We start from the raw sequence: 14,601 nt of genomic DNA on the forward strand, positions 1-14,601 counted from the left end.
ACAAGTCGTGACCCCACGATCGCGAGACGACATCGCCGCCCGGGGGCGGGCAGTCCGCGCCTGCGGCGGGGGCCCGTTCGGCTTCCGCGAGCAGGTGCAGCTGCAGACGCTCGAGATCGGCGTCAATGTGCCCGACTGGCAATGGTGGCTGCTGCCCGCCCCGAGCGAAGGAGCCGACCTGTGACCTACCAGCCCGGTGATCGCGTCGCTCTGGAACACACCAACGACCCGCACACCCGGCTGCGCCCGGGTGACGAGGGCACCGTGCGCCGCTACGACCCGCTGCTCCAGGTCCTCGACGTGACCTGGGACAGCGGCTCACAGCTGTCGCTGCTGCTCGACGAGGGCGACCGCGTCTGCCGCGTCCCCGCTCCACTAAGTGACGCCAGTTGGGAGCGGGTGCTCGACGCGCTACGTACGGCCGGGGAGACAGCCGGGAGGGACGCCGCCGGGTGGTGGGCGCAGCATGTCCTGGGCGGTCGGGCACCTGGTGATGTCACTGCGGCGGCTCGGCTGGTCCTGGCCGGCCTCAACGACGTCGACCCGCTGGCGCTCGACGGGCTTCCCACCGCCGACCGGTTCGGCCTGGCCGACGACTCGGACCGGTACGCCGAGCACGCTCCACCCGACGCCCCGCCGTGGGAGGAGTTGACCGCGCGGCAGTGCGACCAGTCGCGGTGGGCGTGGTGCGACGGCTACGACGACGCCGTCGAGGCTGAGGCGGCCCGCCAGTGCCGCATCATCTTGCACCCCGACGGCGACGACCGGGACCTCAGCCACGTGCACCCCGACCGGGTGCGCCTCGGCGGGCCGGGGGTGTTCGCCGGCGACTGGGCGTGGACGCCCAACCCGGAAGGTGAGCTGCGCGTCTCGGTCGGGTTCGTCGGCATCCTGGTCGACACCTGGAACGGGTGGGCGGTGTTCACCTGTACCCGTGAGGTGGCGGAGGCGATCGTCGCCGACCAGGCCGACGCCCGCGACCGCTACCGGCAGCGCCTCGCCGCCGACCACATCGCCAGCGAGCGGCTTGAGCAGGTGGTCGACGAGTCCATGGCACGCCTGTGGTTCGACGGTGATGTCCTCGTCGCCGACTCCTCCCGGGTGCACGGCGACCCGGACGCCATCGACCGGATCACTCCCGACCCGCAGGGCCGGTACACCGTGATGGGCCGGGCCTGGACCTGGACCGCCGTGCACCCCTACGACTGCGACCGCATTGCCGGCCACATCCCCGGCCCGCCAGTTCTGACCGCACCCGAGGCCTAACCCCCGCCCCACACCACGCCCAGCTCTGAAAGGGACCCACAGCCATGCTCGACAACGGCCTCGACGAGTACGCCCACGAGGAGATCCTGCAGGCCCTCGTGACACGCCTGCTCACCACCGCTGACCTGGACCAGCTCTGCGACGACGCCGACCTACCCCATCTCGTGCACGACGACGGCACCCCAGTAACCATCACCTGCGCGCGCGTCTACCGCGACGCCGGTGTCATGACCCTCGACCGCGGCGTGTGGTGGAACTGTCCGACGGCAGCGTGTTTGGCCTGACCGTGCACATCTCCCGCCGCCCCCGCCACGACATCACCCTGCACCGCCGATAGCCCCAACCCGGGCAGCGACTTGATCAATGGGTCGGTCGGTGCGTTCCTTGTCGTCGCCCACCGGCCGGTGACGGCGACACCAACCGGCAGCCCCCTGCCGGGCTGACGTTTGTCGCACAACCCTCACGGAGGTCGTAGGCCGCCCCTGTCGCAGGGCCGCGCCCGCCACCGCCGTCTCCGCCGCGCGGACACCGCACCACGTCTGCCCGCGCACCCGGAGACCGGTGCGCGGGCCCAACCCCTGATGACAGGAGATCCCGCATGCACACCGCAACCCCGCCCACCAGCACCGGACCCACCGATCCGGGCGACGGGCGACGGCCCGGCTACCTGTACCGGCTGGTCGCCGCCCACCTCGCCGCACACCCCGACCAGGTGTTCAAGGTCGGCGAGATCACCACCGCCATCGGCGCCCCCTCCACCGGAGCAGTGTTCGAGGCGTTGAAGAAGATGACCGCCGCCGGCTACGCCACCCACCACACCGGCCCGCACCGCTTCCAGATCACCCAGGCCGGCATCGACGCCGCCGGCACCATGCCACCACCGGCCCCTCGCGCGCCCGGCAACCCCGTCCGGTCCACCCGGCGGCAGCCGGTGATGCGACCCAACGGCGAGCTGTACTTCCCGCGCAAGCTTGCCGGCGCCACCGACGTGGACGTGCTGCGCCGGCTACGCGACAAGCGCATCCCGGTGCTGCTCTACGGCCCACCCGGCACCGGCAAAACCGCCCTCGTCGAAGCCGCCTACCCGGACCTGCTCACCGTCGCCGGCACCGGCGACACCGTCGTGGAGGACTTCCTCGGCAACTTCATCCCGCTGCCCGACGGCGGCTTCGAGTTCGTGTTCGGACCCCTCGTCACCGCGATGCGCGAGGGCCGGGCGCTGCTGATCGACGACGCCACCCTCATCGCCCCGAAGGTCCTCGCCGTGCTCTACCCGGCAATGGACGGCCGACAAGTCATCACGATCCCCGGCTACCGCAACGAACGCGTCGAAGCCGTGGACGGGTTCTACGTCATCGCCGGGCACAACCCCGGCGTGCACGGCGCCATCCTCACCGAAGCGTTGGCGTCCCGCTTCGACGTGCACATCGAGGTCACCACCGACTGGGACCTCGCCCGCCACCTCGGCGTTCCCTCCCCCGCAGTGCAAGCGGCGATCATCTTGAACGACGACCTGACGGCCGGACGCGTCAGCTGGGCGCCGCAGCTACGCGAACTGCTCGGCTTCGCCCGCGTCCGCAAGACCCTCGGCTTGCCCGCCGCTGTGGCGAACCTCGCCGGCCGCACCCCAGAGCAGGACCGCGAGGCGGTCACCGCCGTCCTGCGACAGCAGTTCGGCGCCGATGTTGTCGCGCTGACCCTCGGCAAGCAGCGCTGAACCCAGGCGCGCCCGATCAGCCGCGCCTGAGGACTCACACCAGCCCTGACGGGAGACACCATGACTAACCCGAACCACCCTCTATCGATCAGCTCACCTGCCGACCTGCTCACCGCCGTGCCATACCTGCTCGGCTTTCACCCCGCCGACAGCCTCGTGATCGTCGGTCTCACCCATACCCGGGTAGCCGTCGCGGGCCGCGCTGATCTGCCCCCGCCCGCCGACACCCCCGGCTGGGCCATCGACATTGCCGCCCCGCAGATCCGGATGCTGCGCAACGCCGCGGCCACCCGCGCCATTGCCGTCGGCTACGGACCGGCCGCCACGGTCACCCCGGTCATGGACATCATGATCCCGCAGTTGGCTGCCGCCGGATTTACAGTGTTCGACGCTCTTCGGGTCACCGACGGCCGCTACTTCTCCTACCTGTGCGACGAACCTGCCTGCTGCCCCGTCAACGGCATGCCCTTCGATCCGCACCACAGTGATCTGACGATGCACGCCATCGTCGCCGGCTGGCATGCCCTACCTGACCGAGCCGCGCTCGTAGCCAGCATCGCCCCCACCGGCGGGGCTACCCGCGCGGCCGTCGCCCGCGCCACCGCGAAGGCCCGCGCACATCGGCGCGCCCTGATCAGTGAGGCCGGGCAGGCAGGGCTCATCCGCGCCGGCGACGACATAGTGCGCACCACGTTCGCCCGCTACGCCGACGGTCACGTGCTCACCGACGACGAATTGGCGTGGCTCACCGTCCTGCTGAGCACCCCTGCGATCAGGGACGCCGCCTGGCGGGCCACCGACAACCTGCCCTGGCACGTCGACCTGTGGGCCGACGTCACCCGCCGCGCCCACCCGCCGCTCGTCGCCCCACCCGCCAGCCTGCTCGCCTTCGCCGCCTGGCGCTGCGGCGACGGCGCACTCGCCTGCGTCGCTGTCGACCGCGCCCTCGCCGCCGACCCGGGCTACACCCTCGCGCAACTCATCGACGAGGCCCTGCGCGCAGGGCTGCCCCCATCCGTGCTCGACGACTGGCCCAATCCCGGCAAGCAGCGATAACCCTTCAAGGAGAACCGATGCCCAATCCTCACCACCTCCAACACGGCCCCGCCGCCTCGGCCGCATACGCTCCCGCCTGGCAGGAATGGAGCGACGCCTGGACCCGGCACATCCCGGTCCTGACCGGCCGCACCGACCTGACCGTCACCGTCGCCCCCGGCGCCGGCGGCGGTGCACCGGCCTGTTTCTACCCCGCGGCCCGCCGTATCGAGGTCGATGCCATCCACATCGGCGCCCCCAACATCACCGACCCCCGCCGCGCCGGCCACAAGAAACTGGTCCCCACCGCCTATGGGCTGCTCGTGCATGAAGCCGCACACGCCGCCCACAGCCAGTGGACACCCCCGCCCGACACCCCACCGGTCGTCGCCACCGTCGCTGACCTACTCGAGGAGTCTCGCGCCGAGAACCGGCAGCGCGGCAGACGACGCGGCGACCGCCGGTGGCTACGCCACACCGTCACCACCCTGCTCAACCCTGCCGACGCACCCGTCGACGACGCGTGGCACGCCGCGTACCTCGCCGGGCTCCTCCTGGCCCGCGTCGACGCCCGCATCATCACCACCAAGGACATCAAGGGCGTACGCGCCGCCATCACCGCTGTCCTCGGCCGCAAACGGCTCCTGCAGCTACGCGACGTGTGGCGACAAGCGCACACGACCGACGACACCGACGCCGAACAGATGATCAACCTGGCATGGCGGTGGTGCCGCATCCTCGGCATCGACCCTCACCAGCAACCGCAGGCACCGGCCGCTGACCCTGGGGTGTTCCCCGGCCTGCTCGCCCAAGCCCTCACCGACTACCTCGCCCACACCACCGGCCTGACCCCCGCCCAATACCGCGACCAGCAGATCACCACCCGGCACTCGGCACCCGCGACGTGGACGCGCCGTAACCCGACCGACGACGAACGCGCCGCCGCCCGCACCCTCGCCACACGGCTACGCCGCGCCCGCACCCACACACCCGAACCCGACACCCGCCCCAGCACTGTCCCGCCAGGGCGGCTACGCACCCGCCACGCCATTACCGCGAAGGCACAGATCGCCGCTGGCGCCATGCCCACCGCCACACCCTGGCAACGCCACCACCACCTGCCCCCACCCAAGCCGACCCTGCACCTCGGCGTCATCGTTGACGCCTCCTTCTCCATGCACCCCTGGGCGGCACCGATGTCCTCTGCCGGGTGGATCCTCGCCCACGCCGCAGCCACCAACCAGGCCGTCACCGCCACCATCGCCTTCGGCAACAACGCCACCCTGCTCATCGGACCCCGACAGCACCCCACCCACGTGCGGGAACTGCGCACCAGCGGCGGCAGCACCGCGTTCACCGACGCGGTGAAACTCGCCGACGAACTGCTGCAGCTACGCCAACCCGGCCGGCTGCGGATGCTCGCCGTCGTCTCCGACGGCGACCTACCCGACATCGACCCCTCGCAACGGCTCATCGCCACCCTGCACCGCGCCGGCTGCCCGGTGCTGTGGTTACGCCCCGCCGACCTCGACGGGCACACCTTCACCGACACCACCACCCTGCTGGTAGCCGACCCAGTGCACGCCATCGGCCACATCGCCGACGCCGCCACCATCGCCCTCGAACAGGCCTAACCAACACCCGGAACCTCGGCGACGACGACTTCGCCGAGCACCGGACCTGCGCGACCAGCCCGCCCGCAGCGACCCATCCCACGCGGGCTGCGGCTGCCGGCCACCGTGGCCCACGCCTGTGTAACGCGGCCCTCCACGCTTCCGCGTCAGCCGCACCTGGCACCACCAGCCCTGACTCCGCCCTCACGGCCCCGCCGCATGCCAAGGCGGCGGGGCCGCTCTGACTCGAGGAGCAATCCGTGATGACCACGCCTGAGGCGACCAGCCCGCACCCGCCAACCCTGGAATCCGTCCTGCGCGACGCCTGGGACACGTTCCACCCGGCCCAGCCCGCACCGCTGGGATGGCTCACCCACACCACCGCCCAGATTCACGCTCACCTGCACGACCAGCACACCCCGCCATCCCCGTCATCCGTCGACGGCACCGACTCGCTGACCCGCCTGCGCCGCGAGGTGTGGCGAGCGCTGCGCGAAGCCGCCAGCACCCACGACATCGACGCCGACGCCGCCGATGAGATCCTGCGCGCGCTGGACCTGCCGACCCTGCCCCGCCGCTGGCGGGTCCGCCTCACCCTGGCCCTCCTCATCGAAGTCACCGCCACCAGCCGCGAGGACGCCTTCGACACCGCCGAAACAGCCGCCGAGACCGCCCTCACCGCCGCAAACGTCCAAGCGGAGGTGGAGTGGGACGGCAGCGAACGCGACGAAGCCGACCCCGGCGACCTCGACTCTGCCGCCGGCGAACCGACCGACCTGAGCTGACCCGCACTCCAGGCACCGCACACCCCGCAACGGGCGCAAACGGCCGCGCAGTCACCCACGGCGCAGCGCCCAGCCGCGCGACTGCGACTTGATCTATCCGGAAAGTCGAGCGTCACTGCACCCGGTCGCCGCCCCGGGCGAACCCGACAGCGGCATCCCCACACCGCTGGTCTGGGGCGGCGACTACCCCGTGCCGACATCAACCCCGAAAGGACGCCCCCGACATGCCGCACCGCCACGCCGTACCGCGCACCGTCAACGACGTCCCGCTGTGGCTGCTCGCCGCCGACGTCGCCGACGCCCACCCACCGCACCCCACCAAAGCCAGACGCTGCGCGAACCTACGCTGCACCGACGAGACGTACCCGTGCCCACCGGCACGTGACGCCCAGCGGGCCCGCCACGCTGCCAACCGGCCCACCCTGCTGGCCCGCGGCCGCGCACGGGTTACCGCACCGGCCACCACCGCAGCCACCCGATTCGCCGGCTGGTTCCACTCCACGACACACCAATCGGCACGACCACCGCGGCAGCGGTCGACGCCGTCACCGCGTGCCGCGTGACAGGAGCCTGCGCGGCCGACCGCCGGGCCCACACCGGCCACGACGCCCCCGGCGCGTCGCCGGGGCTACTCGCGCCACCGGACGCACCCCCGCGGGCCGCCATTACGCCAGCCGCCGCGGCGCCTGCGGCTAGGCGCGCGTGTTGCCGGCTCGCACCGCGCCATCATCCGATCGAGGTCCGTCCACGCGCAACCGAAACCAGCCCTCCCTCGCGCTACGGGCAGTGCCCGTGGCGACGTCCGCACCAGGGGTGCCGCTGTCTCGGCGGCACTCCCGGTGACCAGTAGCAGGAGCAACTCATGGAACATATGCCTAACTTCAACCAGGGCAGCGCACACGGAGGCGGCGAAACTAACCTCAGCGTCGGCGACCAGGCCCTCGGCAAATCCCGGCTGCTCTCGCGACAGTGCAGCACCTGCATCTTCGCTCCCGGCAACAGGATGCACCTCTCAGCCGGCCGGCTGCGTGACCTCGTCACCGAAGCCCGCCACAGGGAGTCCTTCATCGTCTGTCACGACACGCTCCCGCACTACCTGTATCCCGAGGCCAGTCCGGCAATCTGCCGCGGCTTCGCCGACCGCTACCGCACCCAGGCGCTGCAACTCATCGAGCGGCTTTTCGGCTTTGTCGAGGTCGACCCACCGCAGCCACCTCACGGCGACACCGCACCTCCGGAAGGAGCTGACCGGTGACCAGCCTGCAGGACTTCATGCGCCGCCAGAGTGAAATGATCGACCGCGTCGGTTGGTCCGTCACCCTCGTCCACCCTGCCGACGACGGCCACGGCCACGACGTCCCGTTCGCCTACACCGTCGGCTTCACCGCCCACGATCACCCGGAGTTGCTGATCGCCGGGCTCGACGCCGCGACGGCGCAGGCGCTGCTTAACGAACTCGCCGGCCGCGTCTACGACAAGGCCGAACGGTTCAGCCACGGCCAGCGTGTAAGCGACCTCATCGCCGACTACGACGCTGTCATTGTCGACGGTCCCGCCTGCGATGCGCTCTACCCGGGTGCCGCGTTCGCCCGCTACGGCGACACGCGAGTACGCCTGCAGCAGATCGTGTGGCCCGACCCTCGGGGATGCTATCCCTGGGACGCGGACTACACCTACGACGCGGACGTCCAACCGGTGATAGGTCACCCGTAGCAGCGCATCACCGCCGCTACTGCCCTGCCCTGAATCGTGTCAGGCCGGACGCCGGTGGTGGCCGGCCCTGGTCAGGGCAGCCGACCCCTTGACGTCACGTGACCCCTGTTCGGGGGTCAGCCGCCCGTCGAGACTGTCACGGCTGAACACCCGGTGTCGATCACGCTTCGCAACCGGCGACACTCACGCGAGTGACCACCTATCCAGCGAAGAAGCGCGTCGGCAAAGTCGGCGCCGCTGGCATCAGCCTCGCCGTCGTCCTGCTGTTGTGCTGCGGCGTCGGCGCGGTCGGCGCCCTCGTAGACGGCGGCGGCACCAAGCCGCGTCCTGCGGTGAGCGCGTCTCAACAAAATGTCGCCGACGGACTCGAAGGCACTGCGGATGCGGCTCCAACTGCAGCCGATGCCACAGCCGCGCCGTCGACTACGACCACAGGCACGCCGCCATCTGGGGCAAACTCGCCCGCACCAGCACCTAGTCGGTCGGTGAAGCCGTCACCGACTCGCACCGTCAAACCCTCGCCGCGTCCAGAGGCTAAACCCACCACCGCGAAGCCAAGGCCGGCGCCGACCACCACGAAACCGAAGCCGCCCGCCCTACCGGTGGTGCACCCTGGATCGTTTTGCTCGAAGCAGGGTGCACGGGGTGTGAGCAAGACGGGCAAGCCGATGGTGTGCACCACCACGGCCACGGACGACAGGAAGCGGTGGCGGGCAGCCTAGCCGAGAAGTTCCGCCTGCCCGCCCGCCTGACGGGCGGGCAGGCGGGCGGGCCTGTCGACGCCATGAAGGTAGGCCATCGCCTCGTCGCCCTCGTCCGGGCCGAACACCACCATCTGCCTCAGTCCGATGGCGTCCGCCAGCATGGGATACCGCGGCGCAATCTTCATGCTGGGGTAACGAGGAAGTGGTGCGAGGGCCGATCGGCCCTCGCACCGTCCGGTCAGCGGGCTTCCACGAAGATCTTGGTGACGTGGCTCCACGACGGGCAAGACGAGTACTGGGTGTGTGTGCCGCTGGGCCAGCTGTACCAACCCGAATTGGTTGATCCCGTGGCGTAGCACCAGGTCACGACTCGCCACTCGCCCGGTCCGGTGCATGTGCCCCAGGCCGTGTTCGCATTGTTGTAGCCCCGGGGGCAGCTTGCCGGGTCGACGGCGAAGGCGGGTCCGGCGAGCGCCACGGCACCCATCGTCGTGCCGAGGGTCGCGGTGGCGATCAGCGATCCCATCTGTAGCAGACGCCGGCTGGCGCGGGCGGCGGGTCTGGCAGTTGTGTTCACGGCTGCTCCTCGGTGTCCCTTGGTGGCCGCCCTCTGGACCGAGGGCGTGCGAGAAGAATGGACTCTGGTGTCTGATGGTGGCGGGTGTGTTGCACTCGGTTATGGGGCCTGCAATAAATAGCGGCGTGGGATCCGGGATTAGCGCCTCCGGTCGCCGCGGTCGGCCGTACCAGGCAGGTGCCGGAACGACAGACCGTCCGCACCTGCCCTCCCAACAGCACAGGGTGGGCTGGCTGCTGAGGGTGAACCGCCTATACGGGCCGAACGAGCGGTGGACACGGTCGGCAACCTTCGCCGAGGCATTCCAGGGCGGATGCCTGGCTGAGCCGACCAGCATCTACCAGATCTCTCGCTGGGAGACGGCGTCGGTGCGCGCTCCGTACCTGGCCATCCGCAGGTACGAGGAGTTGCTAGACCTGCCACCGCACGCCCTCGTCGCGCTCGTCGACACCATCTACCGCTACGACAACTCCACCGGGAACGCTCTGCCGCTGCTGACACGAGCAGTGGACCGTGCTGCCGCAACGGCCCGCCTTGACGAACTAGTGGACAAGGCAAGTTCCTCGACCGCTCAGATGACCGGCGTCGAGTGGGACGAGCTGACCCGACGATTGGCCGCCGCACCAGAGATCGTGATCAGCCCGCAGCGCGCATGGAGCGACGTCGCCGAGCGGCTGCTCAGTGAAACGATCGTTGCCGACGGGATCGCTTGGATGCAGCGGTACGAGGCTTTGAGTCGGCTGCTCGCTCACCCCATCGGTCAGCGGGCGGCAATCGCCGCGTGCGCCAGCCTGGCGGAGGATCGCACGAACCAGGTGTTCGTCGAGACAGTAAGCCTGTTGGATGCCAGCAACCACTCCGACGCCAACCGGCACGTGCTCCATCAGCTGAAGCATCCGACTAATGAACGCGCGCAGTACGGCGCCCTGCTGGCGAGCGTCCGCAAAATCCGCTTCGGACACTTTGTCGCCGCCGAGATGCCCCAGTTGGTGGCGATCATTGACGAGCTGGCCTCAGACCCGAACCGGCAGGACGACGTCCAGCCCTTGGCTGCCGAACTGCTGCGCCGCCTGCCAAACACCGTCTCGGCGCCCGCCCGCAAGCGGATGCGCGCGATAGCCGGCGACCTGACGGTGCAACAGGTCCTCCGCGTAGGCCGGTTAGCCGATCAGGAGACCAGCCAGCGGTTGGTCGCCCGGCTCGCCGACATCGTAGTGTCCATGATGCCCCGCGACATTCCGAACTTCCGCGACCATGCGCTACCGGTCCTACTGGACGAGATGTTGTTCAGCCCCGTGTTCGACATCCGGATGCAGGCAGCCATAACAGTCAGCGGCACACCGTACCGACGACCCCTTGCCGCCGGGCTGGCCGCCGAACTCACCCGCCCGACGGTGCTGGGCGCTACGGTGGCGCCCTACCTGATCGAGGCGCTGCGTCTGGTTGGAGGAGCGGAACAACGACCGGTCATCGAGCGGCTCATCATCGCGCGCGGTTTGCCAGCACCGGTCACGATCGCCTCGGCACAGGCGATCGGGCACATAGGCGGGCGCAGTGAAAACCTGTTCTGGCGGCAGGCCCTCGCGCACCACGCCCAACTGTGGCTGCATACGCGCCGGCCGGCCAACGCCGCAGCTCTGAACGGGCTGACCTACGGCCTCGGCATGGCGCGCAATCGCGCCGTGCTGCACGAGTTGCGGGCCGACAACCGGATGCCCGAACAGGTTCGGGCGGCAGCCACATGGTGGCTCAGTCTGCCGCTAGCGATGTACGAAAGTGCCAACCAGTAGAGACCTGGGTGCCGTGCCGGCTTCGCGTGCCGAGGCCCACGCTTGCTGCGGGGCCGGGCCGACAACCTCGTCCGGGCCCACTGGCGACCTTGGGAGGGTCAGGGACTTTGCCCTCACTCAATACACGAACACGGCCTTTTCGTCGTTGGGGCCACCGGACCGGTTAGCGGTGGTGCCGATTTGAGTGTTGCCTGCTGCACGCCTGGACCGTCACGCGGTACGGCACCCTTGGCCGGGTAATCACCGCTAGGCAGTGTCTCGAAGTCGGGTGCGGCGTGTCGGTGATCGATAGACGGCGAGGTCTCCGGTAGAGGGTTTTTCGACCAAGAAGAACCTGAATACCGGAGACCTCGTGGCCACCGTAGCGGTGACGAGGCGGCACGACCTGACCGACGCGCAGTGGGCGGTGCTGGCGCCGCTGCTGCCTGCGGGCAAGCGGCCAGGTCGGCCGTCGCAGTGGAGCAAGCGGCAGCTTATGGACGGCATCCGGTGGCGGTTCGGGTCGGTGCGCCGTGGCGGGATGTGCCGGCGTGTTACGGCTCCTGGCAAGGCGTGTACGCGCTGCTTCGACGGTGGCAGCGGGCCGGGGTCTGGCAGCAGATCGTGACTGGATTGCAGGCTTGCGCCGACGCGGCTGGGTTGATCACGTGGGAGGTCAGCGTCGGCTCCACCATCGCTCGGGCCCACCAGCACGCCGCCGGCCACGTCGGTGCCCGCAGCAGCAGGCCGAGCCGCCGGGCGGGGTGGTGACGGAGCCAGTCGACCACGCCCTCGGGCGTTCGCGCGGCGGGTGGACCACGAAGCTGCACCTGGCGTGTGAGCAGGGCGGCAAGCCGCTGTCGATGCTGCTGACCGTCGGGCATCGCGGTGACAGCCCGCAGTTCGCCGCGGTGCTGGCCGGTATCCGCGTACCTCGGCTTGGTACTGGCCGCCCCGGGGTGCGACCGGACCGAGTCATCGCCGACCGCGCCTACACCTCCCGCGCCAACCGCGCCCACCTACGCCGCCGTGGGATCAAGGCATGCATCCCCAGCAAGGTCGACCTAGACGCGCACCGCCGTGCCAAAGGCTCCGCCGGCGGCCGGCCACCCGCCTTCGACCCCGAGGTCTACCGGCAGCGCCACGCCGTCGAGTGCGGCATCAACCGACTCAAATGCCACCGCGGCCTGGCCACCCGATACGACTGTGAGGATGATCGGGTGCTGCCCGGTGCTCGGGTCTGACCCGCGTTACGACCGGCCCTTTGGTGCCTTGAGTTTGATCTGTCGGCTCGGGTCCCGGGTGGTGCTTGCTGCCGCCGAACCGGCGGGACGTGTCCCGATAGGGGCCTTGCCGTTAACAAGGCGCCCTCACAGTCCTGACCACCCTTGCCGGCCCGGCGATGGCCATCCGTTCCCGAGCCGTCAGGAGCCGAACAACCGTGTCCAGCATGTCGCACCCGCCAGTGGCCCAACAGCGTGACACCGCCGATGAGGTGATCCTTGGCGTCGACACGCACAAGGACGTCCACGTCGCGGCGGCCGTCAACATCCACGGTGTCCTGCTCGGCACCCGTAGTTTCCCCACCACCGCCGAGGGCTACCAGGCGATGTTGGACTGGGCCATCGCGCTGGGCCCGCTTCGGCGAGCTGGGGTGGAGGGCACGCATTCCTACGGCGCGGCGCTGACTCGCCACCTACTGACCGCAGGAGTCGGCGTCATCGAGGTCAACCAGCCGGACAAGGCCCACCGGCGCCGCCGCGGCAAGACCGACGCTATCGACGCCGAAGCAGCAGCTCGAGCGGTCCTTTCCGGCAGGGCTACCGCCCTCGCCAAGGCGGGCAACGGACATGTCGAGCGGATACGGCTGTTCAAGCTGGCCAAAGCCTCGGCAACCAAATCGCGAGCGCAGGCGATCAACCAGCTCAAAGCCGTCCTCGTCGGCGCCGACCCGGCGCTGCGCGACTCGATGACCGGGCTCAGCAACCCCAAACTCATCCGCCGATGCGCCGACCTGGACCCGGGCCAGCCGGACACCCCCGCAGCAGCCGCCGCATACACCCTGCGCCTACTGGCTCGCCGGATCATCGAACTCACCATCGAGGTCGACGACCTCAACCAGCGGATCACCGAGGCCATCAACGCCCACACACCCGAGCTGCTCCAGCGCTACGGCGTCGGCCCCGACACCGCAGCAGCTCTGCTCCTGGCCGCTGGCGACAACCCGCAGCGCCTCACCAGCGAAGCGTCCTTCGCGGCCCTCTGCGGAGTCAGCCCCATCGAGATGTCCTCCGGCAAGACCCAACGACGCCGGCTCAACCGCGGCGGCGACCGCCAAGCCAACTCAGCCCTCTACATGATCGTCATCGCGCGACTTCGCTGGGACCTGCGCACCCGCGCCTACATCGACCGACGCGTCAGCGAAGGCAAGACCAGACGCGAAGCGATCCGCTGCTTGAAACGCTACGTCGCACGCGAGCTCCACGACCTCATCGCCCGGACGCCGCAGCCCGGCAGCCTGACATCGACCGCTTGACATCCATAGGGGCATCAAGCTGGCCGTCCGCTACGAAGCCACCATCCACGTCAAGGCCGTCAACGAGTGGCTACATGCACTTCGAGACACGACCTAGGTGGACCATCCTTCGTGGTCCGGCTGGAGGCATGTCGTTGAGACCTACCTCTTCCTGCCGCCGGCAGGACCTCGGCCAGGGTGGGGGCGTCGGCCAGCCCGACGTCGGTGATGCCGTCCCACCTCGCGTCGGCGGCCTGGACCAAATCGGGCTCTACTGTTAGTAATAGAGCAGTGACTATTGGCTGCCTGTTGGGGTAGGAACTACATGCCAAAGATCGACATCCATGACACCGTAAAGCGGAAGCCGGTCCCCGCATCGTTGGTCCTGCTCGGCTGGCATCTGCTGGTAATCGTCGCCTACATCGTCGTACTCAGTCGGCAATCTCGCGAACGAGTGCACTATGTCGACTCACTGTGGGACAGGATGTTGGTCTTCGGAATTAACGTCGGTGCGCCGTGGCTGCTCGTCACCCTGATCGCCGGTTTGATCCTGCTCTGGCTCTTTCCGAGCAAGAGGGGCCAGATCGGCTGGCCCTTCCTCCGCGGGAGCCTCGCCGCCGTACCGCTACTCCTGTTGGTGGTGGCGATCATCCGCTTCGTGCCGCGCTGAGTGCACGTCGCGGTCGCTGGACCTGTCCCTGGGGTGCCGCCACCCATCACCCGAGCCTGATCGGCCCAACGAGCGCCCATACCCAGGCATCACCGACCTGACGGCCGCCAACACCCGCAGCCTGGACGGCGACCTCAGCCTGCCCCAGGTACGCACGCGATGGCCCGAGGCCTAGGTCGTGTCGGAGACCTCGCCGTCTATCGATTGCCGACACGCCGTACCCGACTTCGAGACACT

At 69.6% G+C, this 14,601-nt stretch carries 14 protein-coding genes and 1 pseudogene; 13 read left to right on the forward strand and 2 right to left on the reverse strand.

Going from position 1 to position 14,601, the window contains the following annotated elements; translation table 11 throughout:
- The first annotated feature begins 7 nt into the window (after window positions 1-7).
- The 9 genes from ACGFIR_RS09525 (at window position 8) to ACGFIR_RS09565 (ending at window position 8,129) form a co-directional block, all read left to right on the forward strand.
- Window positions 8-184 carry a hypothetical protein gene (locus ACGFIR_RS09525; RefSeq protein WP_393144195.1) on the forward strand — a complete coding sequence of 59 codons (177 nt, stop codon included), beginning with the start codon at window positions 8-10 and terminating at the stop codon, window positions 182-184.
- Window positions 181-1,266, forward strand: a complete 1,086-nt coding sequence (locus ACGFIR_RS09530; protein ID WP_393144197.1) for a DUF4314 domain-containing protein — start codon at window positions 181-183, stop codon at window positions 1,264-1,266. The genes ACGFIR_RS09525 and ACGFIR_RS09530 overlap by 4 nt, the downstream gene beginning before the upstream one ends.
- Before the next feature lie 44 nt (window positions 1,267-1,310).
- On the forward strand, window positions 1,311-1,550 hold the full coding sequence (locus ACGFIR_RS09535) for a hypothetical protein (protein ID WP_393144199.1): 240 nt from the start codon (window positions 1,311-1,313) through the stop codon (window positions 1,548-1,550).
- A 314-nt stretch (window positions 1,551-1,864) separates the two neighbouring features.
- Window positions 1,865-2,983, forward strand: a complete 1,119-nt coding sequence (locus ACGFIR_RS09540) for an AAA family ATPase (protein WP_393144201.1) — start codon at window positions 1,865-1,867, stop codon at window positions 2,981-2,983.
- Window positions 2,984-3,043: 60 nt separating this feature from the next.
- Window positions 3,044-4,039 carry a DUF4192 domain-containing protein gene (locus tag ACGFIR_RS09545; RefSeq protein ID WP_393144203.1) on the forward strand — a complete coding sequence of 332 codons (996 nt, stop codon included), beginning with the start codon at window positions 3,044-3,046 and terminating at the stop codon, window positions 4,037-4,039.
- 17 nt (window positions 4,040-4,056) lie between these two features.
- Window positions 4,057-5,652, forward strand: coding sequence for a VWA domain-containing protein (locus ACGFIR_RS09550; protein ID WP_393144205.1), 1,596 nt, complete (start codon window positions 4,057-4,059; stop codon window positions 5,650-5,652).
- 242 nt (window positions 5,653-5,894) lie between these two features.
- Window positions 5,895-6,416: a hypothetical protein gene (locus ACGFIR_RS09555; RefSeq protein WP_393144207.1), complete on the forward strand. Its 522-nt coding sequence runs from the start codon at window positions 5,895-5,897 to the stop codon at window positions 6,414-6,416.
- 862 nt (window positions 6,417-7,278) lie between these two features.
- Window positions 7,279-7,671, forward strand: coding sequence for a hypothetical protein (locus tag ACGFIR_RS09560; protein WP_393144209.1), 393 nt, complete (start codon window positions 7,279-7,281; stop codon window positions 7,669-7,671).
- Window positions 7,668-8,129, forward strand: coding sequence for a DUF4262 domain-containing protein (locus ACGFIR_RS09565; RefSeq protein ID WP_393144211.1), 462 nt, complete (start codon window positions 7,668-7,670; stop codon window positions 8,127-8,129). Before ACGFIR_RS09560 ends, ACGFIR_RS09565 begins: the two co-directional genes overlap by 4 nt.
- 718 nt (window positions 8,130-8,847) lie before the next feature.
- Here ACGFIR_RS09565 and ACGFIR_RS09570 read toward each other — a convergent pair.
- Window positions 8,848-9,018: a hypothetical protein gene (locus tag ACGFIR_RS09570; protein ID WP_393144213.1), complete on the reverse strand. Its 171-nt coding sequence runs from the start codon at window positions 9,016-9,018 to the stop codon at window positions 8,848-8,850.
- A 53-nt stretch (window positions 9,019-9,071) separates the two neighbouring features.
- On the reverse strand, window positions 9,072-9,410 hold the full coding sequence (locus ACGFIR_RS09575) for a hypothetical protein (RefSeq protein WP_393144215.1): 339 nt from the start codon (window positions 9,408-9,410) through the stop codon (window positions 9,072-9,074).
- 224 nt (window positions 9,411-9,634) lie between these two features.
- Here ACGFIR_RS09575 and ACGFIR_RS09580 point away from each other — a divergent pair, with 224 nt between their 5' ends.
- The 4 genes and pseudogenes from ACGFIR_RS09580 to ACGFIR_RS09595 all read left to right on the forward strand — a co-directional run bounded on the left by ACGFIR_RS09580 (window position 9,635) and on the right by ACGFIR_RS09595 (window position 14,364).
- On the forward strand, window positions 9,635-11,200 hold the full coding sequence (locus ACGFIR_RS09580; RefSeq protein ID WP_393144217.1) for a hypothetical protein: 1,566 nt from the start codon (window positions 9,635-9,637) through the stop codon (window positions 11,198-11,200).
- A gap of 352 nt (window positions 11,201-11,552) precedes the next feature.
- A pseudogene (locus ACGFIR_RS09585) lies at window positions 11,553-12,423 on the forward strand (IS5 family transposase).
- 206 nt (window positions 12,424-12,629) lie between these two features.
- Window positions 12,630-13,715 carry an IS110 family transposase gene (locus ACGFIR_RS09590; protein WP_393144720.1) on the forward strand — a complete coding sequence of 362 codons (1,086 nt, stop codon included), beginning with the start codon at window positions 12,630-12,632 and terminating at the stop codon, window positions 13,713-13,715.
- Window positions 13,716-14,019: 304 nt separating this feature from the next.
- Window positions 14,020-14,364 (forward strand): hypothetical protein, encoded by a 345-nt coding sequence (locus tag ACGFIR_RS09595; protein ID WP_393144219.1) that lies wholly within the window; start codon window positions 14,020-14,022, stop codon window positions 14,362-14,364.
- The last annotated feature ends 237 nt before the right edge of the window (window positions 14,365-14,601 follow it).

Source organism: Micromonospora sp. NPDC049051 (genome assembly GCF_043197575.1).
Lineage (GTDB): Bacteria > Actinomycetota > Actinomycetes > Mycobacteriales > Micromonosporaceae > Micromonospora.

Coding starts and splice junctions, on each gene's coding strand:
- ACGFIR_RS09550 (WP_393144205.1), top strand. CDS start 4,057: ATGCCCAATCCTCACCACCTCCAACACGGCCCCGCCGCCTCGGCCGCA.
- ACGFIR_RS09540 (WP_393144201.1), top strand. CDS start 1,865: ATGCACACCGCAACCCCGCCCACCAGCACCGGACCCACCGATCCGGGC.
- ACGFIR_RS09570 (WP_393144213.1), bottom strand. CDS start 9,018: ATGAAGATTGCGCCGCGGTATCCCATGCTGGCGGACGCCATCGGACTG.
- ACGFIR_RS09535 (WP_393144199.1), top strand. CDS start 1,311: ATGCTCGACAACGGCCTCGACGAGTACGCCCACGAGGAGATCCTGCAG.
- ACGFIR_RS09545 (WP_393144203.1), top strand. CDS start 3,044: ATGACTAACCCGAACCACCCTCTATCGATCAGCTCACCTGCCGACCTG.
- ACGFIR_RS09590 (WP_393144720.1), top strand. CDS start 12,630: ATGTCGCACCCGCCAGTGGCCCAACAGCGTGACACCGCCGATGAGGTG.
- ACGFIR_RS09560 (WP_393144209.1), top strand. CDS start 7,279: ATGGAACATATGCCTAACTTCAACCAGGGCAGCGCACACGGAGGCGGC.
- ACGFIR_RS09555 (WP_393144207.1), top strand. CDS start 5,895: ATGACCACGCCTGAGGCGACCAGCCCGCACCCGCCAACCCTGGAATCC.
- ACGFIR_RS09595 (WP_393144219.1), top strand. CDS start 14,020: ATGCCAAAGATCGACATCCATGACACCGTAAAGCGGAAGCCGGTCCCC.